Raw genomic sequence first — 25,020 nt, forward strand, 5'->3', positions numbered from 1 at the left:
GGAGATCTCCATGGACCACCGCGTGGCACTCGCGTTCGAGGACGGGGTCACCCGCTTCATCACCTGCCGGGACGACCAGACCGTCGCCGACGCGTCCTACCGGTCGCGGATCAACATCCCGCTGGACTGCCGTGACGGCGTCTGCGGCACCTGCAAGGCGTTCTGCGAGTCGGGCGAGTTCGACATGGGCGGCTACCTCGAGGACGCGCTGTCCGACGACGAGGCCGGGAGCGGGTACGTGCTGACCTGCAGCATGAAGCCGCGCTCGGACATGGTGCTGCAGATCGCGACCACCTCCGCGGTGGCCAAGACCAGCGCCGCCACGCACCACGGTCGGATCACCGCACTGGACCGGCTGTCCCCGACGACGGTCGGGCTGACGGTCGAGATCGACGACCGGGACTCCCTGGCGTTCCTCCCCGGGCAGTACGTCAACATCGCCGTCCCGGGCACCGAGGAGTCCCGGTCGTACTCCTTCAGCAGCGCTCCGCAGGACGAGGAGCTGACCTTCCTGCTCAAGCTGACGCCCGGCGGCGTCATGTCGACCTACCTGGAGGAGCGGGCGGGGGTCGGTGACGAAATCACCTTCACCGGTCCGCACGGCAGCTTCTTCCTGCGCGAGTCCGACGCCCCGTTGCTGCTCCTGGCGGGCGGGACCGGCCTGGCGCCGGTCCTGTCCATCCTGCGGACGCTGGAGGGCAACCGCAGCGACCGGCAGATGCACCTGGTCTACGGGGTCACGACCGATGACGACCTGGTCGAGATGGAGGCCATCGAGCAGCTGGCCGGCGCCATCGAGGGGCTCACCTGGGACTACTGCGTCGCCGACCCGGCGACGACGGCGCCCAACCAGGGCTACGTCACCGGGCTCTACGGGCCGGAGCACCTGCACGACGGCGACGCCGCGGTGTACCTCTGCGGTCCGCCGGCGATGGTGGAGGCCGTCCGCGGGCACGTCGCCGGGCTGGGAGTGGCCCCCTCGGGCTTCTACTACGAGAAGTTCGCCCTGGCCGCGGTCCCGACCGAGGCCGCCGAGGAGGTCGCCGAGCCCGAGCCCGGGGCGGTCGTGCCGGAGTCCGAGGAGGTCGCTCTCGAGCCGCCGCCGGTGCCGGTCGTCGTCCCGGACACCGTCGCCGAGCTGCTGGCCCTCGGCGGCCGGGAGGGCCGGACGTCGGCCGGGCAGGCCCTGTTCCCGCCGGTCGAGCTGTCCCCGCTCGGCGCCGACGGGCCCGGGCCGCGTGCCGAGTTGCCGGCGGAGCTGTGGCGGTTGGCGGGGCAGCAGGTGGGGGAACCGTTTCCCACCGGAGACGTCCTCCCCGTGGACGACGCCGACGACCTCGTGCTCGCCGTCGGTGCCCGCGCCGTTGCCGGCCAGGAGATGCTGCCCGAGGTGGCGCTGGAGCAGCTCACCGCGCCGGTGCCCGAGGCGTCGGCCGCTCAGCCGGAGGCGGATCAGTCGGACGCGGCGATCGAGCCGGCGTTGACCGCCGACGGCTACTCGATCACGGGCGACGGGTACGAGATCGGTGAGGAGCACCCGTCGGTGCACGAGTCCGACGCCATCTTCGACGCCCGCCGGGCGCTGGAGCTGGGCGCGCTCGAGCTGACCATCGGTCGCCTGACGCACCAGCAGCTCGTCGGCTACCGGATACTGGCCGAGGCCACCGTGCCCTACGTCGAGGGTGACCGGTTCGTCGACGCGGCGGCGTACACCGAGACCAACGCCGCCTTCCACGACTACCTGTTCACCCTCACCGGGAACGAGCACCTGCTGCGCGCCTACCAGGCGCTCGGTGTCAAGGGGCACATGGAGGAGTCCCTGCGCTCGGCCACCTGGTGCCACCCCCGGTGCGCGCAGGACCACCTCGACATCGTCGAGGCGTTCCGGGACGGCGACCGCGAGCGGGCACGGGTCCTCGTCACCGAGCACGCGGAACGGTCGAAGGAGACCACCCGCCGGGCCATGCACGACCTGGCCGCGGGCCGTCGTCCCCGGTTCGTCACGCCGGGCCGGTTCGCCGGCCAGGTCGTCCTGATCACCGGTGCCGGGCAGGGGATCGGCGAGCGCACGGCCCGGCGGATCAGCGCCGAGGGCGGGACCCTGGTACTGGCCGACCGGGCCGAGCTGGTGCGCGACCTGGCCGGGGAGCTGGGGCAACCCGGGAGTGAGGCACTCCCCGTCGTCGCCGACCTGGAGACCTGGGAGGGCGCGAAGTCGGTGGTCGACGCCGCGCTGCGACGGTTCGGTCGCATCGACGTCGCCATCCACACCGTCGGAGGCACGATCTGGGCCAAGCCGTTCGAGCACTACCCGCCCGACCAGATCCAGGCCGAGATCAACCGGTCCCTGTGGCCCACGATGTGGTGCTGCCGCGCGGTCGTGCCGCACATGGTCCAGCGGGGGCAGGGCACCATCGTCAACGTCTCGTCGGTGGCCACCCGGGGGGTCAACCGCCTCCCGTACGCCACCGCCAAGGGCGGGGTCAACGCCATCACCACCGCGCTGGCCCTGGAGATGGCCCCCCACGGCGTGCGCGTCGTCGCCACCGCCCCCGGCGGGACCGACGCCCCGCCGCGCCGCACCCCGCGCGGGCCCGCGCCGGAGACGGAGCAGGAGCAGTCCTGGTACCGGACGATCGTCGACCAGACAGTCGAGTCCTCGCTGATGAAGCGGTACGGAACCCTAGACGAGCAGGCCGCAGCCATCACCTTCCTGGCATCGGAGGAGGCCTCCTACATCACCGGGACGGTCCTGCCCGTGGCCGGTGGCGACCTCGGCTGAGTCGCTGGACGGGCGGCTGGGAACGGCGGAGCGCCCGGCTTGTCGGGCCTACGGTGTCGGGATGAGCCAGCCCGACGACGAGGACCTCCACGTCGTCGGGCTGACCACCGAGACGGCGCGGCTCGAGGCCCTGCTCGGCCGGGCCTCCGCCGGCGGGCCGGTGGTGGCCCTCGTCGAGGGCCCGGCCGGGATCGGCAAGACGACCCTCCTGCGCCGGTTCCTCCGCCGGCACCCCGGGCTGGCGACGACCACGGTCGCCGGGCTCCCGTGGGAGAGCCGCCGGGCCGGTGAGCTCGCCCGACGGCTGCTCGACGACGACCCCGAGGACACCTCGCCGGGGCCGGCCGGCAACGACCCGGTCGACCTCGGCATCGCGCTCGCCCGACGGTGGGAGGCCCGGGCCGGGCAGGAGCCGCTGCTGGTCGTCGTCGACGACGCCGACTGCGCGGACCCCGTCTCGCTGCAGGCGATCGCCTCCGCGGTCGCGCGCATCCACGAGGACCCGGTCGTCCTGCTGCTCGTCCGGACCACCGGGTGGCCGGACACCAGCGACCCCGAGGCCGGCGCCGTCCTCGACCGGCTCGCGGCCGTCTCTGTCCCCGTGTCGCGGCTCGGGCCGGCCGAGACCCGGCTGCTCGCCGCGCGGGTGGCGGCGGTCGACCTCCCGACGCCCGTCGCCCGCCGACTCTGCGAGCACACCGCCGGCATCCCCGGGCACCTCCTGGAGATGCTCCGCGACACCCGACCGGTCCGCTGGTCGGACTGGCAGACCCGGCTGCCCGCGCCGGCCAGCATCCAGCGCCGCGTCCAGCAGGCGCTCGAGCGCTGCTCCCCGGAGGCCCAGGCGCTCGTTCAGGCGGCGGCCGTGCTCGGCCGGAACCCCGTGCTCGCCGACGCCGCGGCCCTGGCCCGGCTCACCGACCCGATCGCCGCTCTCGACGAGGCCTGTGCCGCCGGGCTCCTGGCGACCGCCGACGGCCACGGACTGGACGGGCTGGTCTTTCCGGAGCGGTTCATCCGCGGCGCCGTCCACGCGACCCTCTCGCCGCGGGCACGGCACGACCTGCACCTGCGAGCGGCCGCCGTGGTCACCGACGACACCGAGCGGCTCCGCCACCGGGTCGAGGCGGCCCCCCTCCCGGACGCCCACCTCGCCGACGAACTGGTGGAGCTGGCGTCGCGCAAGGCCGACGAGGGGGCGTGGGCGGTCGTCGCCGGTGCGCTCGTCGACGCCAGCCGGATCAGCCCCACCCGGGCCGACCGGGAGGACCGCCTCATCCGGGCTGTCGACGCGCTCGCCGGGGCCGGTCTGATCGCCCAGGCCGTCGACGCCCTCCCCGAGGTGGAGGCGCTGCCCGCCGGCCCTCGCCGGGACGCGGTCCTGGCCTACGTCGCCATCCAGCGTGGCCGCCGGGCCGAGGCCGCCACCCACCTCGACACCGCCTGGCGCCGTCGGGGCTCGGACCGGCGCGCCGCCGCGGTGGTGTGCCAGCGGGAGGTGTTGCACGCCCTGGCCGACTGGGACGGCGAGGCGCTGGTCCGGTGGGCCGGCCGAGCGGTCGAGCACGCCGAGCCCGGCTCGCCCGCCGCGGTGGAGTCACGCGCGATCGTGGGCCTCGGCCACGCCGCCCGCGGCCACGTCGCCGCGGCGTTCACCGCCTACCGGCAGGCGGTGGCCGAGAACCCGTCCGGACCCCAGCACCAGCGGGCGCGCATGGGCCTGGGCTGGCTGTACCTGGCCCAGGACGATCCCGAGGCGGCCCGACGGGAGCTGGAGTTCGCTGTCCCCACCGCCCGGCAGGCCGGCTCCAACCGCATCTCGCTGTGGGCTCTGGTGTGGCTGGCCCGCACCCGCTTCGCGCTGGGGGACTGGGCCGGGGCGCTGGACGCGGTCGGCCAGGGCGAGGTCCTGCTCGGCACCACGGGGCTGGAGCTGTTGCGGCCCCTCATCCACTGGACCGGCGCGCAGATCCGGGCCCTCCGCGGTGAGCCGGAGGCCGCGGAGCGGCACCTACAACTGGGCGGGGCAGGGGCGCAGGACTACACGATCATGACCGTGCCCGCCCTCCTCGCACGGGCACACGTCGCCGAGGCGGTGTCGGACTATCCAGCGGTCGTCCGTCACCTCGCCGCACTGGCCACCCGGACGCCGCGGGGCGGGCTCGACGAACCCGGCTTCTGGCCCTGGCACGACGTCTACGCCAACGCCCTCGTCGTGACCGACCGGCTCTCCGAGGCCGAGGAGTTCCTCTCCCCGCTCGAGGCGACGGTGCACCTGCGGGGGCACCGCTCCGCGAGCGCCCGGCTCGGTTACGTCCGGGGCCGGCTGCTGGCCGGACGCGGTGACCTCGTCCGCGCGGAGGCGGCCTTCGAGGAGGCGCGAGCCCAACTGGGGGGACTGCCGCTGCCGTACGACCGGGCCCGCGTGGACTTCGCCCACGGCATCACCCTCCGTCGTGCCGGCCGGCGCCGGGGCGCCGCCGCGCTGCTCACCACGGCACGCCAGTCCTTCGCTGCGCTGGGCGCGCAGGTCTACGTGGAGCGCTGCGATCGGGAGCTCAAGACCGGTCGCCCCGCACCGCGAGGAACCGAGGCCGATGCGCAGGGCCTCACCGAGCAGGAGCGGACCGTCGCCGGACTCGTGGCGACGGGCCTGACCAACAAGGAGGTGGCTGCGTCGATGCTGCTGTCGGTCAAGACCGTCCAGTTCCACCTCACGCGCGTCTACACCAAGCTCGGGGTGCGGTCCCGTTCCGAGCTCGCCGCGCGCTTCCCACGCCATCCCGTGGCCTGAGGACGGGGCCGCTGTCCAGAGGTCTCGGTGGTATCCGGCGGTAGTGGCGCGGGGTCGTCGGGTCCCGCCGCGGGCCCGGGTGGAGCGCCGCGGCCGCTCTCACCCGACCCGCTCGAAGAGGGCGGCGAGGCCCTGGCCGCCGCCGATACACATCGTCTCCAGCCCGTAGCGGGCGTCGCGGCGGGCCATCTCACGGGTGAGCGTGGCCAGGATGCGCCCGCCGGTGGCGCCCACCGGGTGCCCCAGCGAGATGCCCGAGCCGTTGACGTTCATCCGGTCGAAGTCGCCCGGCGTGAGCCCCCACTCCCGAGTCACCGCCAGCACCTGCGAGGCGAAGGCCTCGTTGAGCTCGATGAGGTCGACGTCCTTGAGGGCCACGCCGGCCAGGTCGAGCGCCTTGGCCGTGGCGGGTACCGGGCCGATGCCCATCGTCTTCGGCGGGACGCCGCCCACGCCCCAGGACACCAGCGTCGCCAGCGGCCGCAGCCCCAGCTCGTCGGCCTTGTCGGGGTGGGTGACGACGCAGACGGCGGCGCCGTCGTTCTGCCCGCTGGCGTTACCGGCGGTGACGGTGGCCTCCGGGTCGTCGCGACCCATGATCGGCCGTAGCTTCGCCAGCGTCTCGACCGAGGAGTCGGGCCGGATGTGCTCGTCGCGGTCGACGACGGTGTCGCCCTTCCGGCCCTTGACGGTCACCGGCACGATCTCGTCGGCGAAGCGGCCCTCCTCGGTGGCGGCCGCGGCGCGCTGGTGGCTGCGGACGGCGTACTCGTCCTGCTCCTCGCGCGAGATGCGGTAGTCGCGGCGCAGGTTCTCCGCCGTCTCGAGCATGCCGCCGGGCACGGGGTGGTGCTGGCCGCCGGCGGTGACCCGGCCGCGGGCCAGGCCGTCGGCCAGCAGCACCCCCGGACCGGCCTTGACGCCCCAGCGCATGGCGGTGGAGTAGAACGGCGCATTGCTCATCGATTCGGCCCCGCCGGCCAGCACGACGTCCGAGGTGCCGGAGGACACCTGCATCGCCGCATAGGCGACCGCCTGCAGGCCGGAGCCGCAGCGGCGGTCGAGCTGGATGCCCGAGGCGGTGACCGGCAGGCCGGCGTCGAGTGCGGCGACCCGGCCCAGCGCCGGGGCGTCCATCGTCGGGTAGCAGTGGCCGAGCAGGACGTCGTCCACCGACTCCGGTGGCAGGCCGGTGCGCTCCATCAGCGCCCGGATGACGGTGGCGGCGAGCTCCTGCACCGGGACGTCCCGGAGGGATCCGCCGAAGCCCCCCACGGGGGTCCGCAGGGGCTCGCAGATGACCGCAGTGCGCACGGCTTCCTCCTGGTCGATCGTCGGTCAGCGGTTGACCCGCGTGCGGCAGAGACGGCGCAGCTCACCGGCGTGCCGAGGGCCCGGGAGCACCGAGCCGGGACAGCCGGTCCGCGGCATGCCCACGCGCGGGGGCGCTCCCTGCCGGGAGGGTCACGGAGGCGGCGAACCGGTCACGGGTCCGAGCCATCAGGCGTCGCCTCCCTCGGGAGCGGTGGTGGCCTCCTCACCGGCGGCGGCCGGCGGCGCGGCGGATGGCTCGGTGCGCGACCGGGTGGTGCGCTTCTCGATTCTCTTGCCCTCGGGGCCGACGACGACGACCCGGTCGACGAAGACGCCGGGCAGGTGCACGTCCTCGGGCCGGATCCGGCCTGGTTCGACGAGCTCCTCGACCTCGGCGATGGTGATCCGTCCGGCCATGCCGACCAGCGGGTTGAAGTTGCAGGCCGACTCGTGGAACCACAGGTTGCCGTGCCGGTCACCGGTGGCGGCCCGGACCAGGCCGAAGTCGGCGGTCAACGCCGTCTCCAGCACGTACTGGTGGCCGTCGAAGACCCGCACCTCCTTCGGCTCGCTGGTGGCCACGACGTTGCCCTGGGCGTCGTACCGGAACGGGATGCCGCCGTCGGCGACGAGCGTGCCGCCGCCGGTGGGGGTGTAGAAGGCCGGGATGCCGACACCCCCGCAGCGCAGGCGCTCGGCCAGCGTGCCCTGCGGGGTGAGCTCCACCTCCAGCTCCCCGGACAGGTACAGCCGGGCGACCTCCTTGCTGCCGCCGACGAAGGAGCTGATCGTCTTGCGGATCCGGCCGGCGTACAGCAGCACCCCGAGCGCCTGGTCCTCCACGCCACAGTTGTTGGAGATCGTGGTGAGGTTCCGCGTGCCCTGCTCCAGCAGCGCGTCGATCAGCCCGAACGGCACACCGCACAACCCGAACCCGCCCACGGCCAGCACGGCGCCGTCGGGGATGTCGGCGACGGCCTCCCTGGCCCCGGCAACGACCTTGTCCATGGACGGCCTCCTTCAGTCGCCGACGTGGTCCCGCAGCGCGGCGTTCACCGCTCCGGAGTGGGTGGCGTTGGGCAGGTGGGCGGCTCCGGGGACGACGACGAACTCGCTGTCCGGAATGCCGTCGGCGACCAGCCGGACCATGTCGACGGGAGTCGCGGGATCCTCGGCGCCGGCGACGACCAGCGTCGGGGCGGTGATGCCGCGGAGCCGGTCGCGGACGTCGAAGGCGCCGATCGCCTCGCAGCAGGCGGCGTAGCCCTCCGCGGGGGTGGCCCGCAGCATGTCCAGCAGCCGCTCGGCTGCGGCCGGTTCCTCCTCGGCCCACTCGGCGGTGAACCAGGTGCCGGTGCGCGAGGACACGAGGATCTCGGTGCCCTGCTCCCGCACCTGCGCGGCCCGCACCGCCCACGACGGCGGATCGGCGAACTGCGCCGCGGAGGCGATGATCGCCAGCTTCTCCAGCCGGCCGGGGACCGTGAGCGCGAGTTGCTGGCCGATGGCGCCGCCGATGGAGACGCCTGCGTAGGAGAACCGCTCCACCCTCCACGAGTCCAGCAGCGCCAGCAGGTCACCGGCGAGGTCGGCGATGGTGCACGGCCCGGGCACGACCTCCGAGCCGCCGTGCCCCCGCAGGTCGTAGCGGACCACCCGGTGGGTGCGGGCGAACTCGGCGACCTGGGGGTCGAACAGGCCGGTGTCGGTGCCCAGCGACGGGCCCAGCACGAGCACCGGGGCGTCGTCCGGACCGTCGCCGACGGCCGACAGGCGTGCGGTCATGCGGGCGTCCTCCGTGCGACGGCGGCGGAGCGGGCGGACTCGAGGGCGAACCGGTGCCGGTCCAACCCCTCGGCCAGGGGGGCCCGGTAGGAGAACCGGACTTGCTCGACCCGGTAGCGCCAGCCCTCGCCGGCGTGGGTCAGCTCGTCGGCATACCGGCCGGAGGCCACGTGGGCGATGCCGTCGTGGTGCCAGAAGACGCTCATCCCGGCGTCTGCCAGGCCGCCGGAGAACATGAGCAGGTCCCGGTGCCCGCGCACCCGGCTGAGCCCGTCGAAGACGCCGTCCTCGGTGACCAGCGCGACCAGCGCCGGCCAGTCGACGTCGTCGAGCAGGCGGCAGCAAGTGGCGTCGAGGGTCCGGATCGCCGCGGCGTCCTCCAGCCGCCGCAGCCGTTCCTCGAGCGGGCTCACGGGTTGGCTGACAGCGCCGAGGGGTGTTCGGTCAGCGGGGTCACCGCGATCGACATGAACGGGAACAGCGGGAGGTTCCAGAGGATCTCGTGGAGCTCGTCGCTGGAGTCGACGTCGAAGACGCTGATGTTGCTGTACTGGCCGACCACCCGCCACAGGTGCACCCACGTGCCGCTGCGCTGCAGCTCCAGCGCCCGGGCCTTCTCGGTGGTGACCAGCCGGGTGCGCTCGTCTGGGTCGAGGTCGCGGGGAACCGCGACGTCCATGCGGACGTGGAAGAGCATGCTCAGTTCCTCCTGGACCTGGCGACGACGGCCGGATCGAGCTCCACGCCGGACCCTGGGCCGTGGGAGTGGGCGCAGGGAGCCGTTGACGCGATCGATCGCCGGGTCCGCCACGGTCGACTCCCTCCACTCGGGGCGCCCCGGGCCGGGCGCGGGGTGCCGCTGTCCGGCCCGGGCTCGGCGGTCAGGCGGCCTGGGCGGCCTCGTTGCGCTGCAGTTCGAAGTCGTACTCGACGCGTCCGGTGCCGTCGCCCTGGTCCTGCGGATCCAGGATGAGCTCGGGCTTGACCGCGGAGGCGACATCGCTGTCGAGCCACTCGCCGCCGCGGAAGTACAGCTGGGTGGTGATGGCCCGGTGGCCCGGAGCGCTGACGATCAGGTGCAGGTGGGCCGGGCGCCAGGGGTGCCAGCCGGCGGTCTCGATCAGCTTGCCGGTGGGTCCGTCGGTGGGGATCTGGTACGGCGCGGGCTGGATGGTGCGGATCTCGAACCGGCCGTCGTCGTCGGCGACGACCAGGCCGCGCAGGTTGCCCTCGGGCACGTGTGGGGCGAAGCCGGAGTAGTAGCCGTCGGCGTCGGCCTGCCACATGTCGATCTCCGCGCCACCGACGGGGTTGCCGTCGTGATCGCGGACCTGGCCGGCGAAGACCAGCGGGGTGCCCTTCTCGTCCTCGCGCGTGGGCAGGGTGGCCGGGGAGCTGAGCCGTTGCTGACCGGGCAGGTAATAGGGACCGAGGATGGTGCCCTTGGTGCCCTGCTGGGTCTCGGACTGCACCTCCTCGACGACGTGCTCGACGAAGACGTCGAGGAACAGCGGCCACTCGCCGCCCTCGCCCACCTGGATGAGCCAGGCCTTGGCGGCCTGGAACTCCGGATAGGTGACCTTGTGCTCCCGGATGGCCGAGTGCACGCCGTCCAGTACCGCGCGGACGACCGCGTCGACCCGCTCCGGGGGCACCTGGCGGGCAGCCTCGTACATCTCGTTGGTCAGGAACGACTCGGTTGCGCTGGCGCCCGAACCGGCCGCAGTGGGGGTCTGCTGGGTGTCGGTCATGGCTGTGCTCCTCGGATGTCAGCGCGGTACTCCGACCGCGCGTCCTGGGCCGGGCCTGCGATTCCGGAGTGGAGTCGTGCCATCGTGGCCCCCGCGGTGGGTGGCCGTCCAGCCATCGAGGTCGCATTCGGCTCTCGGCCAGGCCGGTAGCTGCTCCGGGCCGGTCGTCACGTCTGAATGCGCGGCCATTGTGCGCGACCTCCGTCCAGGCCACGGATGGGGACGCGGAGACGTGGCGACACCTCTACGCTGCAGTGACCCAGGTCACAGGATCGGGCGGACCAGCCAGGACCGAGCCCCACGGACACGGCCGTGACAGCGGTTCGGGTCCGGGCCCGTGTCCGCTGATCCCTCGTGGACCCTGTGACCTCGGGTGGGGTGTCCCCTCACCCGAGAAGAGGAGGAGTGGTGACCGCGTTCTTCCAGGTCTTCCAGCTCGAGGACCTCGAGCGGAAGGTGAGCGAGTCCGACCAGCCGTACCTCGAGTTCCTGCGGCGACGGGGCATGTCCGTCGGGCTGTACCGGCTCCCGGTCGGCGCCGAGGACCGGCAGCACCCGCACGCCGCCGACGAGATGTACCTCGTCCTGCGCGGGCGGGGGACGTTGCGGGTCCGCGATCACGATGTCGCGGTGGGTCCCGGCAGCGTGGTCTCGGTCGACCACGGCGAGGACCACCGCTTCGTCGACATCAGGGAGGACCTCCACCTCATGGTGGTGTTCGCCCCGCCCGAGTTCCCCGACCAGGAGTGACCCACCGCCACGTCGCCCCGACGACCGCTCGATGCCCACCCGCATCCGGCGCTGAGGTGTGACCCGGGCCACCTGCGGGGCCCGCGGTGCCGGATGCGGTGCCCACGGACTTGGTCGGCCGCACCACCACCTGCCAGGAGGTCCGCAATGTCAACCGTCACCGCCGGCTCTCCGGACGCCGCCACGGAGCCGACCCGGGAGCAGGAGGCCCGGCGCCGGCGGACCGTGGTCTGGGTCGTCGCGCTGGCCACCCTCGGGCTCGTGTTCGACGGGTACGACCTGGTCGTCTACGGCACCGTCGTCCCGCTGTTCCTCGCCGATCCCGGCCAGATCGGCCAGGTCACGCCCCCCGTCGCCGGTGCACTGGGCAGCTACGCGCTGTTCGGCGTCCTGGTCGGCGCCCTGCTCGCCGGCAGCGTCGCCGACATCGTCGGCCGCCGGAAGGTCATGCTGACGGCGTACGCGTGGTTCAGCATCGGCATGGGCGCAACCGCGCTGATGAACAGCGTCGGCGGTTTCGGGCTCCTGCGCTTCCTCACCGGCATGGGCGTCGGGGCCCTGGTCGCCACCACCGGTGCCCTGGTCGCCGAGTACGCACCGGCCGGGAAGAAGAACCTCGCCAACGCCATCACCTACTCCGGTGTGCCGATCGGGAGCCTGTTGGCCGCGCTGATGGCGATCCTCCTGCTGGGGCAGATCGGCTGGCGCGGCATGTTTTGGATCGGCGCGCTCCCGTTGGTGACCCTGCTGCCGCTGGCCTTCTTCCTGATGCCGGAGTCGCCCAGCTGGCTCGCGTCCCGCGGTCGGCTGGCGGAGGCCCGGAGGGTCTCCGAACGCACCGGCGTGCCGATCGTCGTGACATCCAGCTCCGCGCCCGGCAACGGCACGGCACCGGCACGGCGGGAGCGGGCGGGCTTCGCGGGGCTGTTCGGGCGGCAGTACCTGTTCCCCACGCTGGTGCTGGGGTTGATGAGCGCCACCGGGCTGATCCTGGTCTACGTGCTGAACACCTGGTTGCCCGAGCTCATGGGCCGCGCCGGGTACTCGACGCAGGGATCGTTGTCCTTCCTCCTGGTGCTCAACGGCGGGGCGGTCGTCGCGGCCCTGGTGGCCTCTCGCCTCGCCGACCGGTTCGGGCCCAAGATGGTGGTCGTCGGGTCGTTCCTGATGGGGGCGATCGCTCTGGCGCTGCTCACCGTCGACGCTCCCCTCGCCCTGCTCCTGTTCTTCGTCGCGGTCGTCGGGGCGGGGACGAGCGGCACCCAGATCCTGATCTACGGCTTCGTGGCCAACTACTACCGCACCAACGTGCGCAGCGCCGGTGTCGCCTGGTGCGCGGGCTTCGGGCGCCTGGGGGGTGTCGCAGGCCCTCTGGTCGGCGGCCTCCTCGTGGCCGCGGGGCTCGCGCTGGAGTCCATTTTCTACGTGCTCACCGGGCTGGCGGCCTTCGGTGCACTGCTCACCCTGCTGGTCCCCGTGGCCCGGCGAGCGGTCCCGGTCAGGACCGTGCTGGTGGAGCCCAGCCTCGCGGCGCAGCCCTCCGCCGGGCGATGAGCGCCGGTCAGGCGCGACCGCTCCGGGGAGCGGTTCGTCCGTCGATCTTCTACTCCTCCAGGGAGGCGAGCAACGGTGTATGAGCGGATCCTCGTCGCAATCGATGCGCACCCCACGGAGGAGAACGCCTCCGCGATCCGGCGCACCGAGCAGATCGGCACGCTGACCGGGGCTGTCGTGCACGTGCTCCACGTGGCGCGGGGGCACATCATCCCGGAGGACATCACCGGCGGTTCGGCGCGCCTCGGCGTCTGGACTGCCGAGGATGACCCCGAGGACGCCGACCGGGCCGCGCTGCAGCAACTGATCGACGGGCTCTGCGCCGCCGGCGTCGACGCCCACGGAGAGATGGTGACAGCGACCGAACACGACGCTGCCGACGTCATCCTGCAACGGGCCGACGAGCTCGGCGTGGACCTCCTGGTCCTCGGTCACCAGCACCACCGGGGATCCCGCACCGCCGAACGGGTGATCCACCACCACCCGGCGTACTCCGTCCTGCTGGCCCGGCCACCCCAGGAACGGCGGTAGGGGTCGCTGGTGACCACCCCGACTCGCCCCGGAGACCGAGCGTGACCTCGGTCGGCCCGGGCCGAGCAGGTGCGCAGAACCCAGGACGGGGATCGCCGCCTGGCGGTCGCACGTGCGGGACCGTCCTCGCGCGGGCGACCCCTCCGTGGTCCTCGCGCCGCGCCGAGGCGGCAGTGCAGCGCCGGCGGTCGCCCTCGTCCCCGCGCCGGACACGTTCTCTTCCCCGAGCGGTGACCGGACGGGAACGGAGCACATGAGACCCCGGCGCGCCTTGGAGAACGCCGTGCCCGGCTCAGCAGTGCACGAGCACCTGCTCGAGCGCCCCGTCCGGCCCCTGGCCGGCCCGCGCCGGCTGCTGCAGGACGCCGGCGGTGTCTACGCCGCCAACGGCCTCATCGGCCTCGTCTTCGCCGCCACCGGTCCGGTCGCGGTGATCCTGGCGGTGGGCGCGCAGGGCGGGCTGTCCCAGCAGGAGCTGGCCTCGTGGATCTTCGGCGCCTTCTTCCTCAACGGCGTCCTCACCGTCGTGGCGTGCTGGCTCTACCGACAGCCGCTGGCCTTCTTCTGGACGATCCCGGGCACCGTGCTCGTCGGGCCGGCCCTGAGCCACCTCAGCTGGCCGCAGGTGGTCGGTGCTTTCGTCGCCACCGGCGTGCTCGTCCTCCTCCTGGGGCTGAGCGGGTGGGTGCGTCGGGCCATGGCGGTCGTGCCGATGCCGATCGTGATGGCCATGGTCGCCGGGATCTTCCTGCGGTTCGGGATCGACCTGGTGCACGCCCTGCGCGACGACGTGATGATCGCCGTGCCCATGGTCCTGGTCTTCCTGCTGCTCAGCGCGCTGCCGAGCCTGGGGCGGCGGGTCCCTCCGATCATCGGTGCGCTGGTCGTCGGGGCGGTGGCGGTGGTGGTGTCCGGCCGGTTCAGCCCCGCCGTAGCGGGAGGTGAGTGGTTCGCCGCGCCGGTGCTCCAGGCGCCCGAGTGGTCGCTGCAGGCGATGGTGGAACTCGTCGTACCGCTGGCCATCACCGTGCTGGTGGTGCAGAACGGGCAGGGCATCGCGGTGTTGCGGTCCGCCGGACACACCCCGCCGATCAACGTCGCCACCGTCGCCTGTGGCGCCTGGTCGATCCTCACCGCGGTGGTGGGCACGGTGTCGACCTGCCTGACCGGACCGACCAACGCCCTGCTGGCGGCCTCCGGCGAGCGATCCCGGCAGTACACCGCCGGGATCACCTGCGGCTTGCTGGCCATGCTGTTCGGTCTGTTCTCGCCGCTGTTCACCAGCGCCATGCTCGCCACGCCGCCGGCCTTCATCGCCGCTCTCGGCGGCCTGGCCCTGCTGCGGGTGCTGCAGGCCTCGTTCGTCGCGGCGTTCAGCACCCGCTTCACCCTCGGCGCCCTGGTCACCTTCGTGGTCACCGTCGCCGACACGGCGGTCCTCAACGTCGGCGCCGCCTTCTGGGGCCTGCTCGCCGGGCTGGCCGTCTCCGGGCTGCTGGAGCGTCCCGACTTCTCCTCGGGGCGTAGCTGAGCGCCCAACGCGGGCCCGGCCTCGGCGGCAGGGGCCCCGCCGGGGCAGCCCGCACCTACCGGGTCCGCGGCGGCGTCCACGGCGGTGCGACGGCGGACTGCGCGAGGAACCGGAGGGCGTCGTCCACCGTCGTGAACCGCGCCCACTCGTCGTCGGGGACCAGCACGCCGAACCGGTCCTCGGCCGCGACGACGACCTCGACCATGGTCAGGGAGTCGATGCCGAGGTCCTCGGCGAAGGACTTCCCCGGGGCGACTGCGGCGCGGTCGATGCCCGCGACCGTGCCGAGGACCTCGGCCAGCCCGGCTGCCAGCTCGTCTCGCGTCATCGGGTGTCTCCGTCGGTGCCGGTGGTTCAGCGGTGCAGGGGAGCTGACGCCTGGAGCGTCTGCTGCACGTCGTGCTCGTGGATCCAGCCGAAGTCCTCCGGGAACCGTGCCATCTTCGCGTTCCGCATCCGGGCGGCCGGTCCGTCGGGCAGGTGGAGCAGGGAGCTGGTCACTCGAGAGCTGCGCTGGATCGCGCGCGTGCGGGCCCGGCGGAGCGCCTGGAACCGAGTCAGCACCGGCTCCAGGTCGTCCCCGGGCCGGGCGCCGGCTACCAGTGCCGCCAGGGCGAAGGCGTCCTCGATCGAGGTGTTGGCGCCCTGACCCTGGTGCGGCAGCATGCCGTGGGCGGCGTCGCCGAGGACGACGATCCGCCCCCGGGACCAGCGCAGCAGCGGGCGCACCGTGAACAACCCCCAGCGGACGGGGCTCTCGGCCGCTCGGATCATCTCGGTGACGGCGGGGTGCCAGCCCCGGAAGGACTCGACGGGGACGTCCTCGCGGACCTCGGCGACCGAGCCGTCGTGCGGCCAGACCGGCGGGCCCTCCACCACCGCGAAGAAGTTGACCGACTCACCGGCGCCGCCGATCGCGTAGTGCAGCAGGTGGGCGTCGGGGCCCATCCAGAACTGGATGGCGTGCGGATCGGGCAGCGAGGGCAGCGCCGCCGTCGGCACGATCCCGCGGAAGGCGCTGGTACCGGAGTAGACGACGTCGTCCGCGCCCGTGACCCACCGCCGCACCATGGACCGCACGCCGTCGGCGCCGACGACGACGTCGGCCCGCTCGACCCGACCGCTGGTGAACTCCAGCACCACCGAGTCCCGCTCCCGGACCATGTCGGTCAACCGGCAGCCCAGGTGCAGGTGCTCGGTCCCGAACGCCGTGCTGAGGGTCCGCTGCAGGTCGGCGCGGTGGATCCCGAAGTAGGGGGCGCCGAACCGGTGCACGTAGGCGTCGCCCTCGCGGACGGGATGGGCGGCGACGCGGCTGCCGTCCTCCCAGTGGCGGTAGACCAGCTCCGTGGGGATCGTGGCGGCCGCGGCCAGCTCGTCGACCAGGCCCAGCCGGGCATACTCCCGGGTGGCGTTGGCCGACAGCGCGATCGCGGCGCCGATCTCGGTCAGTTCCGCGGCCTGCTCGAACACGTCGGCCTGCACGCCGCGCTCCCGCAGCGCGAGAGCCAGGGACAGCCCCCCGATGCCGGCTCCGACGATCGCGATCCGGAGGTCGTTGTCCCTCATGCGGGGCAACCTAGCCGTGGCGGCCCGGGACGACATCGGCTGTGCGGACCGGCACCGCCGGCCTGCGGGGGAGTGGCGCCGGGTGTCCGGGCGGCTCCGGCCGGGCAGCGGAGGGAGGGGCCGGGCCCATCATGGCCACACCCGACCGCCGAGGGAGGAGGGACAACCGTGCCCGCAGCCGAGCCGCCCACCGACGACCCGTCCGACCTGCCGTGGGCGCCCGAGCGGCAGGGGGTGCCGCTGCTGGATCTCGAGGGACCGATCGGTGAGCGGGTCCGCGGGCTGGGGGCCAGGCAGGTCAACCTGTACCGCTCCCTCGCCCACAACCCCGAGCTGCTGGATGCGTGGATCACCTGGGCGTGGGCGCTCCGCGAGCGGTGCAGCACGCCCCGCTCGCTCCGCGAGATCATGATCCTCCGCACCGCCGTGGTGATGCGCTCGGAGTACGAGTGGAGCCAGCACGTCGCCATGGCCCACAAGGCGGGGGTCCCCGAGGACAAGGTCCGGGCGGTCGCGGCCTGGCAGCCCTCCGACCTGTACGACCCGGCGGAACGTGCCGCGTTGATGCTCACCGACGCAATGCTGACGGGCAACGTCGTCGACGCTGTGCACGAGGAGCTGTCTCGCCACTTCACCGGATCGGAGCAGGTGGAGCTGATCCTCACCGCGGGCTTCTACGCCATGGTGCCGCGAGTGCTCGACGCCTTCAGAGTCCCCGTCGAGGGTGAGGAACCGTGACCGGGGCACACGACGTCCCGGGCCGGGACCTCACAGCCCGCAGTGCCCGTGACCGGTGCCCGTGCTGCCGCGGGTCGCAGGAGGTCATGCTCCGAGGCGGTCGATCACGACCTCTCCAGTGCATCGTCCGGCCGCGAGCCCGTGCTGCTCATCTGCACTGACCCGGCCGGCACCGGGAGGACCCCGACCTGCGGCGACGCGGGTCGGGCCCTGGGCGGGTCGGTGGCAGCCTCGCCGGAGCCGCCTCACGGCTCCGCGTCTGGGGAGGAGAGCGATGTGTTGTGAGGACGACGGCGTGCTGGGGCTGCCGCCCGCGGTGATCGAGATGGTGGCGCGCTACCGCCGGATGCGCGACGAGCGGGGCTTCGGCTGGGGCGAGGAGGCGTTGCCGGAGTTCTTCCGATGGGCCCGGTTCTCCCGGCTCGGGCCGGTCTTCGACGAACTCGCTGCGACCGGGGACTGGGCGGGAGCGGTCCGCGCCGCGGTCGGCGACGTCGTCCCAGCGGGTCTGGTGCTGGTCTCGATCGACGCGGACGGCGCTCTCTCCGCGCGCCTCGGCCCGCCCCGCCCGGGGATCGCCGGTGGAGCGGTCCAGGTCGACGTGGTGATCGACTCCGGACTCGACCGCGACGTCGCCGTCACGGTGGCGGGCGAGGACGTCGCCGTGCCGACCGGAGGGGCCGGCCTGTGCACCCTCGACCTCGACGCCGACGCGCCGCCGATCGCGGTCGCATGCGGTGCCGAGCGACTCGACGTCGACGGGGCCGTCGTCGCGACTCCGGCGGCGACGCTCCGGCTGACCTGCCCCGACGGGGCCCGCTGGTCCGTGCTGGACGCCACCGGCGGCGCGTGGTTCGCGGGCGGGGTACCGCGCAAGTGGGACGCGGACGACCGGCCGTTCTTCCACACCGACCCGGGAACGGTCACCATGGCCGTGCCGGCCGGGCCGCTGCACGTGACCGCCGCTCGCGGGTTGGAGTTCGAGCGGCAGGAGTTCGCGCCCGAACCGGCCCCCGGCCAGACTGTCGAGCTGGACTACCGGCCCGCCCGGCGGTTTGCCCCGGCCGCGGACGGCTGGTACGGAGCGGACCTGCACGTGCACCTCAACTACAGCGGCGACCACGTCGTGCACCCCGTCGACGCCGCGCGGATGCAACGCGGCGAGGGCCTGCACCTGATGCACCTCACGGCCGGCAACTTCGGCGGATCACTGGTCTACGACCGAGAGCTGCTGGAGTCGACTGCCGGTGCCGACCTGTGGGCGCGCGACCGCATGGTCGCCCGTGCCGGTCTGGAGTACCGCAACGACCTGCTCGGGCACGTGCACGGGCTGGGCCTGGCCGGAGTGCCGGAGGTGCTGCACACCGGCCACGAGGGCAGCGAGCACCCGTGGGACTGGCCACCGAACAGCGTCGCGTGCGGGCAGATGCGGGCCCTCGGGGCCGTCACCACCTACGCGCACCCCGTGTACTCCCCGCTGACCCAACCCGGCGACCTGTTCAGCCCTCACCGCACGGTGGAGGCCCGCGAGCTGGTGGCCGACGCCGCGCTGGGCGTGGTCGACGCCATCGAGCTGGTCTCCTGCTTCGACGACCGCGGCGCGCTGGTGCTCTACCACCACCTGCTCTCCTGCGGGCTGCGCCTGGCGGCCACCGCGGGCACCGACACCTTCCTGTCCTTCGCCCACGGTCCGGCCCCCGCGTCCAACCCACCGGGCTGGGGCCGGGTCTACGCGCAGCTCGGTGGTGCCCGCCTGTCGGCAGCGGCGTTCGCCGACGCCATCCGCGCGGGCCGGACCGTCGTCACCAACGGCCCCTGGCTCACCCTCGACGTCGACGGGCACGGCCCGGGCACGGTCCTCGACCGCCGGCCGGGCCAGCGGCTGACCGTCCGCGTGCAGACGGTCGGGTCCGGGGTACAGCGACTGGTGCTCTACGGGCCCGATGGGGAGCTCGCCGCCACTGCCGGCGACGAGCTGCACCACGAGGTGGTGCTCGGTGAGGCCGGGTCCTGGCTGGCGGCCGCCGCGCACGGCGACGATGATCCCCACACGCTCGGCGCACCCGTGTTCGCCCACACCACTCCGGTGTACGTCGACGTCGGTGGGCGCCGCGTCGCGCGCGCCGAGTCGGCTCGGTGGTGCCTCGACGTGCTCGACGGGTTCCAGTCGCTGGTGACCGAGCACGGCCGGTTCGATCCGCAGCGGCGCGCGCGCCAGCTCGGCGACCTCGTCGCAGTGCTCGACCGTGCCCGGCAGGTGTATCGCGCCGTCGAACGATGACCACGAGCGGGCAGACGGGAGCGCACGTCCAGGGTCAGCGAGAACCCGCCGCGCTCACTGGTTCGGGCCGTGACCAGGGCCAGCCACGACACCCGGTCGGTGGTGCTTTTCGAAGCGAGCATGGGCGGACGTCTGGCTGTTGACGTGGCCGCACTCACCCGACTGCCGGTCGGGGTCATCGCCACCTGCCTACTTCAACCCCCACCTGGACGTGTGGAACGGCGCGGACAAGGTGCTTCTCATCGTCACAGACGACGATCCGGACGCGCAGATCATCACGGTGGAGGTCGACCCACACCATGGTGATGCATGGCGTCGTGACCACGAGTCGATCACCCCCGGCCGGTATTCTGACGAGCAGCACCGGCCTGAACCGCCCTGGGAGGTGGTCCGTGCCGCGGACCATCGGACGGAGCTCGACAGCCGGCTCGTCGGCGCGGCCAGGGCACGCAGCCAGCTTGACGCACGGAGGGATTCCGCGGCGCAGGGGGTCAGCCGCCGGCGCGGAGGCTGACCAGCAAGGGGAGCTCTCCCTCCTGGACGTCCTCGTCGCGCTGGTTGAGGAGCGTGAAGCGCCGCCGCAGGACGCCCGCATCCCCCTTGCTGGTCAGCCTGGTGTCCAGGATCTCCACGCGGCAGCGCACCGTGTCCCCGAGCAGCAGGGGCCGCTGGAACCGCCAGCCGTCGATGCCCAGCAGCGCGATCGAGCAGGACTCGAACACCCCGAGCCGTGATGCCAGCCCCAGCGCGACGGACAGCCCGAGGAGTCCGTGCGCGATCCGTCCGCCGAACCGTCCGTGCCGGGCGGTCTCCGCGTCGGTGTGCACGGGGTTGGTGTCCCAGCTCCACCCGGCGAAGGTGACGACGTCCGCCTCGGTGATGGTGCGCGCCTGGCTCAGGAACACCTGACCAGGCCGGAAGTCCTCGTAGTAGTGGGTCACCGTGGCTCCTCTCGTTCGTGCGCCGGGGCTGTCTCGTCGGCCTCGGACCGCGCTGCAGGTGTCGGTCGGTCGATCAGGGCGGCCGCCGCCGGGAGCCGGCCGTGTCGGCATGCGTGGCAACGACTCGCTCCCGGGATGCCGTCGGTCAGCGGACGCGGATGAGCACTCTGCCCGCCGCTCGGCGCAGGTCGATCTCCCGGATCGCTGCTGCGGCCTGGTCCAGGGCGTACACCGAACCGATCGGTGGGTCGATCGCCCCGGACTGCATCAGGGGCACGAGGTCGCGCCACTGCCGGCCGGCGTGTCCCGGCTCCGTCCGCCAGAACTCCGCCGAGGCCGCCCCCACCACCGTGGTGTTGGCCAGCAGCAGCCGATTGACCTTGACCGTGGGGATCTCCCGGCCGGTGAAGCCGAGGACGACGAGCCGGCCCTCCCGGGCCAGCGAGCGCAGCGAGTCGGTGAAACGGTCGCCGCCGACCGGGTCGACGACGACGTCCACACCGCGACCGTCGGTGAGCCGGCGGACCGCCTCGCGGAAGCCGTCGACCGGCACGACCTCGTGCGCCCCCGCGGTCCGGGCGACCACTCCCTTGTCCGGGGTGGACACGACCGCGATCACCCGCGCCCCGTAGGCCGCTGCCAGCTGGCACGCCGCAGTGCCCACGCCGCCGGCCGCGCCGTGCACCAGAACGGTCTCGCCGGCCGCCAGCCGCGCGCGGCGGGTGAGGGCGAAGTGCATGGTCAGGTAGTTCAGCGGCAGTGCCGCCCCCTTGTCCGACGGCACCTCGTCGGGCAGTGGAAAGACCATGCCCGGGTCGACGGCGACCGTCTCGGCGAAGCCGCCGGTGACCGGCATCGCCGCCACCCGGTCACCCGCCCGGAAGCCGGCGGCGTCCTCGCGCACCACCCCCGCCACCTCCCACCCCGGGATGAAGGGCAGCTCGGGGCACAGCTGGTACTCCCCGCGGGTCTGCAGCACGTCGGGGAAGACGACGCCGGCGAACTCCACGTCGACCAACACCTGGCCCGGTTGCGGCACGGGGTCGGGAACGTCGCCGACCTCGACGGCGTCCGGACCGGTCAGGGTGGTGATGAGTGCTGCGTGCACTGGTCTCTCCTCTGGGGTCGTCAGAACCGCGGGGCAGCAGGGAGGCGGGCCGACCTGACGGGGGCCGCGGCTCGTCCCGAGCGTGTTCGTGACGCAACTGTGGCAGGACGACCGAAGAGTCCAGAGGCTGCTGGCGCACTCCTGGCCCGTCAGTCGTTCAGCTGCGGCGCGCCAGGCCCTCGGCATGCGCTGCAGCTCGTGACATCTCGTCCTGCCAGCCGGGAGTGCACCAGGCGTCCGCCCCGGTTCAGCACTGAAGGCGGGGCACAGCGGCTGACACGTCCGGGCGCAGGGGACGACTACAGCAACCGGTACAGCGACGCGGTCCGGATGAGCGCGTACCCGGCCCAACCGCGGCGGACGCTCTCGGCCTTGTGACCTGCCCGAACAGCACGACCGCGAACGACGGCAAATGTCCCGAACGTGACTGGGGACAAGACGTCTCGACCGGTCCGAAAGGAACCGTCAGCACAGCGTGGGGGTGCAATTGGGCGGACCGCTCGTCCTCCCGGGTGACGGGAATCGAACCCGCATGGCCAGCTTGGCCGGCTGGAGATCGTTGTCGCCGATGCAAGCGTCGGACTCCGGCATCCGGCTGGTCGTCAAGGTGAAGGTCGGCCCGCCCGCAGCCCACGTGGTCATGCTGCGCCGAAGGATGCTCGCCGGCGGGAGACGGTGCGCTTCGTGGTCCCGAGCTGGGCAGCGATGTCCCGGATCGAGCTACCGCGGGCAGTGAGACGGCGGATGACCTCCTGTTGTTCGACTGTGGTGAGGTCGTCATAGGTGATGTGATCGCCAGCGAGGGCACGTTCCACGGCGATCTCGTCCATGTCGCCTTGCTGGGAGGCGCCGGCAATCGTTGCCGGCGGTGTGGGGTCGGAATCGATGTCGTCCCAGGCCAGCGGTGGCAGCCAGCCTTGTGCAGCGGCATGAGCCTGGGCAGCGTCGGCGGCGGCACGCTGCTCGCCGGTCATCCGTGGCGGCCTGATGTGCCACAGCTGTTCGTAGAGGGTCGTCACTTCTTGGGCGGTGCCAGCGGTGACCGATCGGCCAGTCATGCTGCGGTGCAGGCTGTTCGGCCGGCGGCCGAGCTGGACTGCCAGCAGCTCAACTGACCAGCCGACGGCCTGGAGCGCTTGCAAGCGACGGCGGGTGCCGGTGGCGTCGACCCGGCTGTGCGGCGCCCGGCTAGCGTCGCTGATGCCGATGCCCAGGATGCGGGCGGCCGTGCCTGGGCGGACCCGCTGCGTCCCTGGGGAATCGCCATGGTCGCGCTCGGCCAGTTCGCGAATGTGGCTGACCGAGATTCCGGCAAGGTGCGCGATGCGCTCGACGCCTATCCCGACCGCGCGCAGCGCAGCGATGTGCTCACGAACGGGGCTGGCGTCGACGTAGGGCTGCCAGCGGCCGTAGGCCCGTTCTCGCGTGGCGGTGCGGCTGGCGGCGGTGTTGGCGGCGGTGCACTCGGTGCAGCGGCAGCGGTCCTTGACGTAGGCAGCTCGGGTGCCGTGCCGGTGGCAGGCCTGTGGATGACTGCACTCCCGCGTCAGCCGCGGCTGGAGGCGCTCAACTCGGCGAGCGGCTTGGTCGAGGCCGCGCCGGTGCTTGGCGCACGAGTGCCGCCGATGGCGGGCGTCGGCGAGTGGCGCGCTGGCGTAGTCGGCGGTGTAGCCGCAGGCCGGGCAGGTGCGGCTGACCCTCATCGCGGCCGCGGCGGCCGCGGCGGCCGCGAGGCCCCCGACCTCAGGGTGGCGCGCAGAGTGCGGCCGGGGACGCCGGCGCGGCGCAGTCTGTCCTCGATCCAGTCGGTGCGCAGGGTTCCGGCTTCACCGACGTGCTCGTCGAAGGCCATGGCGGTGAACTGGGTGGCGACCGCTGACCACTCGTCGTCGGACAGCGGGCGCTCCAGGTGGGCCTCGACGGTGGGCCGGTCGACGTAGGCGACGCTGGCCCCGAGGGCATCGGCCAGCTCGGTCAGCAGCCGGTGGGTGTCCCCGCCGTAGGCGGCGATGAGGGCCTCGACAGCCCAGCAGCGCACGACCGGCCCGACCGGGACGACCGGGTCGGCGGCTCGGGGCCGGCGATGGTCGTCCGGGTCCACGGTCGGGCACGTGTCGGCGATGACTGCTGCCGGGTTCTGCTCCCACATCGGCCCTCCCGCCGGGTGGCTGGTGCTCACACCGGGAGGAGGCGTCGTTTTCGGCCGATTGGTGACACCGTCGGCGAAAGAAGTCTCGGCGGCGCCGGCACAGCGGCCGCGTCGAACCCCGGAGCCCGGCACCCTGCGCGCTCACGACGGTGAACGCGGATGTCATCACCGCCCGGCAGGCTGATCGGCGTCTGTGACGTCGAGGAGGTCCATGAATGGGGAGCAGCGGGTCCCGGCCATCCGGTGGCCCACGGCGTCAGACCGCCCGGTTCGGGCTGTGGCGGGCGCTCGCCGCGACGCCGGCCGTGATCGGCAGCCTGCTGTGCGTCTCGGTCGCCGTCGGCCCACAGGGTCGGTGGGCGGAACTGCTGCTGCTGGGCTGGGTAGCCTGCGGAACGGCATGATCACCCGGGTCGGCGAACGGTTCGCCGTCCGCGCCGCGTGCCGGTTCCGCGGCCCCAGCCCGGTGCAGGCCGCGGCGCTGAAGTCGGCATGGGCGACCGCCCTACGAACGACCGGGACAGCGGCCGGCGACGTTGAGCTGTACGTCCAGACCGCTCGGACGCCCAACGCGTACGCCGCCGGGGGACGCAGCGTCGCAGTCACCAGCCGGGTCCTGGAGGACTACGACTCTGGTCGACTGCCGGAGGACCAGCTGGTGGCCGTGCTGGTGCACGAGCTGGGCCACCACGCCACGGGAGCGACTCGGCCGATGCTGCTCGTGTCGTTCCTCGCCGCGCCGTGGCGGCTGGCGGCGAGCCTGCTGACCGGTCTCGCGAGCATCCTGGCCAACCGCCCGCCCCGGCGCGGCATGGCCATCGTCGTGGCCGCCGGACTGGCCGTGGCCGTGACGCGCGCTCTGCAGCAGGGCCAGTGGCTGGTCGGGGGAGTGCTGGCCTTCGTGGGGCTGGCGGCGGTGCTCTGTCCCCTGGCCGACGCCGCGATCAGCCGACAGTCCGAGTTCGCCGCCGACCGGTTCGCCGTCGACCACGGCCTCGCGCTGGAGCTGGCCGCTGCACTGCGCGCGATGGACGACGGCCGTCGTGGGGCCTGCGGATGGTCTCGGCTGATGACCCCTCATCCGACCTTCGAGCAGCGCATCCGCGCACTCCTCGCGGCGACTGGGTCTTCTTCGTCCAGTGCGCCACTACGGCCCCGAGCCGGCATCGTGACCGGGAGACGGGGATAGCAACAGGGGAGGAGTCCGCAGCAGCCGAGACGGCTTGAGGTCCGGTACATAGGCGTGTCGGCGAGGGCGAGGCGGAACGGTCGTCGGCGCGCGAGTACTGCGACCAAGCACTCTTTACGCACCCAATACTCTCGTTCCTAGCCGTCTCCAACCGTCGCAGCCAACCCTGCACACTGGGCCTGACCTGCATGTTCAACGCCAAACAACGCGGCCCAACGGCTCAAGATCAAATCGCAGGATGGATCGGCCGTTG

The 25,020-nt window shown here is 73.1% G+C and carries 21 protein-coding genes; 9 read left to right on the top strand and 12 right to left on the bottom strand.

Annotation, left to right across the window (positions count from 1 at the left end):
• Nucleotides 1-22 precede the first annotated feature (22 nt).
• Nucleotides 23-2,782, top strand: coding sequence for a benzoate 1,2-dioxygenase electron transfer component BenC (gene benC, locus JOD57_RS21780; protein WP_307824856.1), 2,760 nt, complete (start codon nt 23-25; stop codon nt 2,780-2,782).
• Nucleotides 2,783-2,843: 61 nt separating this feature from the next.
• Nucleotides 2,844-5,576: a helix-turn-helix transcriptional regulator gene (locus tag JOD57_RS21785; RefSeq protein ID WP_204693927.1), complete on the top strand. Its 2,733-nt coding sequence runs from the start codon at nt 2,844-2,846 to the stop codon at nt 5,574-5,576.
• Nucleotides 5,577-5,675: 99 nt separating this feature from the next.
• On the opposite strand, the gene JOD57_RS21790 is transcribed toward JOD57_RS21785, so the two are convergent.
• The 6 genes from JOD57_RS21790 to catA all read right to left on the bottom strand — a co-directional run bounded on the left by JOD57_RS21790 (nt 5,676) and on the right by catA (nt 10,426).
• Nucleotides 5,676-6,890 (bottom strand): acetyl-CoA C-acetyltransferase, encoded by a 1,215-nt coding sequence (locus JOD57_RS21790; protein ID WP_204693928.1) that lies wholly within the window; start codon nt 6,888-6,890, stop codon nt 5,676-5,678.
• A gap of 186 nt (nt 6,891-7,076) precedes the next feature.
• Entirely contained in the window at nt 7,077-7,898 is an 822-nt protein-coding gene (locus JOD57_RS21795; protein WP_204693929.1) for a CoA transferase subunit A, read from the bottom strand.
• 12 nt (nt 7,899-7,910) lie between these two features.
• Complete coding sequence (pcaD, locus tag JOD57_RS21800) at nt 7,911-8,675, bottom strand: 3-oxoadipate enol-lactonase (protein ID WP_204693930.1); 765 nt, start codon at nt 8,673-8,675, stop codon at nt 7,911-7,913.
• A complete protein-coding gene (locus tag JOD57_RS21805; RefSeq protein WP_204693931.1) occupies nt 8,672-9,088 on the bottom strand; it encodes a nuclear transport factor 2 family protein in 417 nt (138 codons plus the stop codon). The genes pcaD and JOD57_RS21805 overlap by 4 nt, the downstream gene beginning before the upstream one ends.
• Nucleotides 9,085-9,372: a muconolactone Delta-isomerase gene (catC, locus tag JOD57_RS21810; protein WP_204693932.1), complete on the bottom strand. Its 288-nt coding sequence runs from the start codon at nt 9,370-9,372 to the stop codon at nt 9,085-9,087. Before catC ends, JOD57_RS21805 begins: the two co-directional genes overlap by 4 nt.
• Before the next feature lie 184 nt (nt 9,373-9,556).
• A complete protein-coding gene (gene catA / locus JOD57_RS21815) occupies nt 9,557-10,426 on the bottom strand; it encodes a catechol 1,2-dioxygenase (protein ID WP_204693933.1) in 870 nt (289 codons plus the stop codon).
• A gap of 408 nt (nt 10,427-10,834) precedes the next feature.
• Between catA and JOD57_RS25820 the strand changes: the two genes are divergently transcribed.
• From JOD57_RS25820 to JOD57_RS21835, 4 genes are all read left to right on the top strand, one after another.
• The gene (locus JOD57_RS25820; RefSeq protein WP_204693934.1) at nt 10,835-11,176 is read left to right on the top strand and encodes a cupin domain-containing protein; all 342 of its coding nucleotides are present in this window, start codon (nt 10,835-10,837) and stop codon (nt 11,174-11,176) included.
• A 147-nt stretch (nt 11,177-11,323) separates the two neighbouring features.
• Nucleotides 11,324-12,730 carry an MFS transporter gene (locus JOD57_RS21825; protein ID WP_204693935.1) on the top strand — a complete coding sequence of 469 codons (1,407 nt, stop codon included), beginning with the start codon at nt 11,324-11,326 and terminating at the stop codon, nt 12,728-12,730.
• 75 nt (nt 12,731-12,805) lie between these two features.
• Nucleotides 12,806-13,261 (top strand): universal stress protein, encoded by a 456-nt coding sequence (locus tag JOD57_RS21830; RefSeq protein WP_204693936.1) that lies wholly within the window; start codon nt 12,806-12,808, stop codon nt 13,259-13,261.
• A gap of 283 nt (nt 13,262-13,544) precedes the next feature.
• A complete protein-coding gene (locus JOD57_RS21835; RefSeq protein ID WP_204693937.1) occupies nt 13,545-14,792 on the top strand; it encodes a benzoate/H(+) symporter BenE family transporter in 1,248 nt (415 codons plus the stop codon).
• Nucleotides 14,793-14,847: 55 nt separating this feature from the next.
• Here the strand turns inward: JOD57_RS21835 and JOD57_RS21840 are convergent, their stop codons facing one another.
• On the bottom strand, nt 14,848-15,120 hold the full coding sequence (locus JOD57_RS21840; protein WP_204693938.1) for an acyl carrier protein: 273 nt from the start codon (nt 15,118-15,120) through the stop codon (nt 14,848-14,850).
• Between the two features lie 26 nt (nt 15,121-15,146).
• Entirely contained in the window at nt 15,147-16,361 is a 1,215-nt protein-coding gene (locus JOD57_RS21845; protein ID WP_204693939.1) for an FAD-dependent monooxygenase, read from the bottom strand.
• A 168-nt stretch (nt 16,362-16,529) separates the two neighbouring features.
• Here JOD57_RS21845 and JOD57_RS21850 point away from each other — a divergent pair, with 168 nt between their 5' ends.
• Complete coding sequence (locus tag JOD57_RS21850) at nt 16,530-17,099, top strand: carboxymuconolactone decarboxylase family protein (protein ID WP_204693940.1); 570 nt, start codon at nt 16,530-16,532, stop codon at nt 17,097-17,099.
• 274 nt (nt 17,100-17,373) lie between these two features.
• On the top strand, nt 17,374-19,380 hold the full coding sequence (locus JOD57_RS21855; protein WP_204693941.1) for a CehA/McbA family metallohydrolase: 2,007 nt from the start codon (nt 17,374-17,376) through the stop codon (nt 19,378-19,380).
• Nucleotides 19,381-19,871: 491 nt separating this feature from the next.
• Here JOD57_RS21855 and JOD57_RS21860 read toward each other — a convergent pair whose 3' ends face one another.
• The 4 genes from JOD57_RS21860 to JOD57_RS21875 all read right to left on the bottom strand — a co-directional run bounded on the left by JOD57_RS21860 (nt 19,872) and on the right by JOD57_RS21875 (nt 23,578).
• Nucleotides 19,872-20,321 (bottom strand): MaoC/PaaZ C-terminal domain-containing protein, encoded by a 450-nt coding sequence (locus tag JOD57_RS21860; protein WP_204693942.1) that lies wholly within the window; start codon nt 20,319-20,321, stop codon nt 19,872-19,874.
• Between the two features lie 145 nt (nt 20,322-20,466).
• Nucleotides 20,467-21,429, bottom strand: a complete 963-nt coding sequence (locus tag JOD57_RS21865; protein WP_204693943.1) for an NADPH:quinone oxidoreductase family protein — start codon at nt 21,427-21,429, stop codon at nt 20,467-20,469.
• 638 nt (nt 21,430-22,067) lie between these two features.
• A complete protein-coding gene (locus JOD57_RS21870; protein WP_204693944.1) occupies nt 22,068-23,132 on the bottom strand; it encodes a helix-turn-helix domain-containing protein in 1,065 nt (354 codons plus the stop codon).
• The gene (locus JOD57_RS21875; RefSeq protein WP_204693945.1) at nt 23,129-23,578 is read right to left on the bottom strand and encodes a hypothetical protein; all 450 of its coding nucleotides are present in this window, start codon (nt 23,576-23,578) and stop codon (nt 23,129-23,131) included. The genes JOD57_RS21870 and JOD57_RS21875 overlap by 4 nt, the downstream gene beginning before the upstream one ends.
• A 400-nt stretch (nt 23,579-23,978) precedes the next feature.
• Here JOD57_RS21875 and JOD57_RS21880 point away from each other — a divergent pair, with 400 nt between their 5' ends.
• On the top strand, nt 23,979-24,767 hold the full coding sequence (locus JOD57_RS21880; protein WP_204693946.1) for a M48 family metalloprotease: 789 nt from the start codon (nt 23,979-23,981) through the stop codon (nt 24,765-24,767).
• Nucleotides 24,768-25,020 lie beyond the last annotated feature (253 nt).

The organism is Geodermatophilus bullaregiensis (genome assembly GCF_016907675.1).
GTDB classification, from domain to species: domain Bacteria; phylum Actinomycetota; class Actinomycetes; order Mycobacteriales; family Geodermatophilaceae; genus Geodermatophilus; species Geodermatophilus bullaregiensis.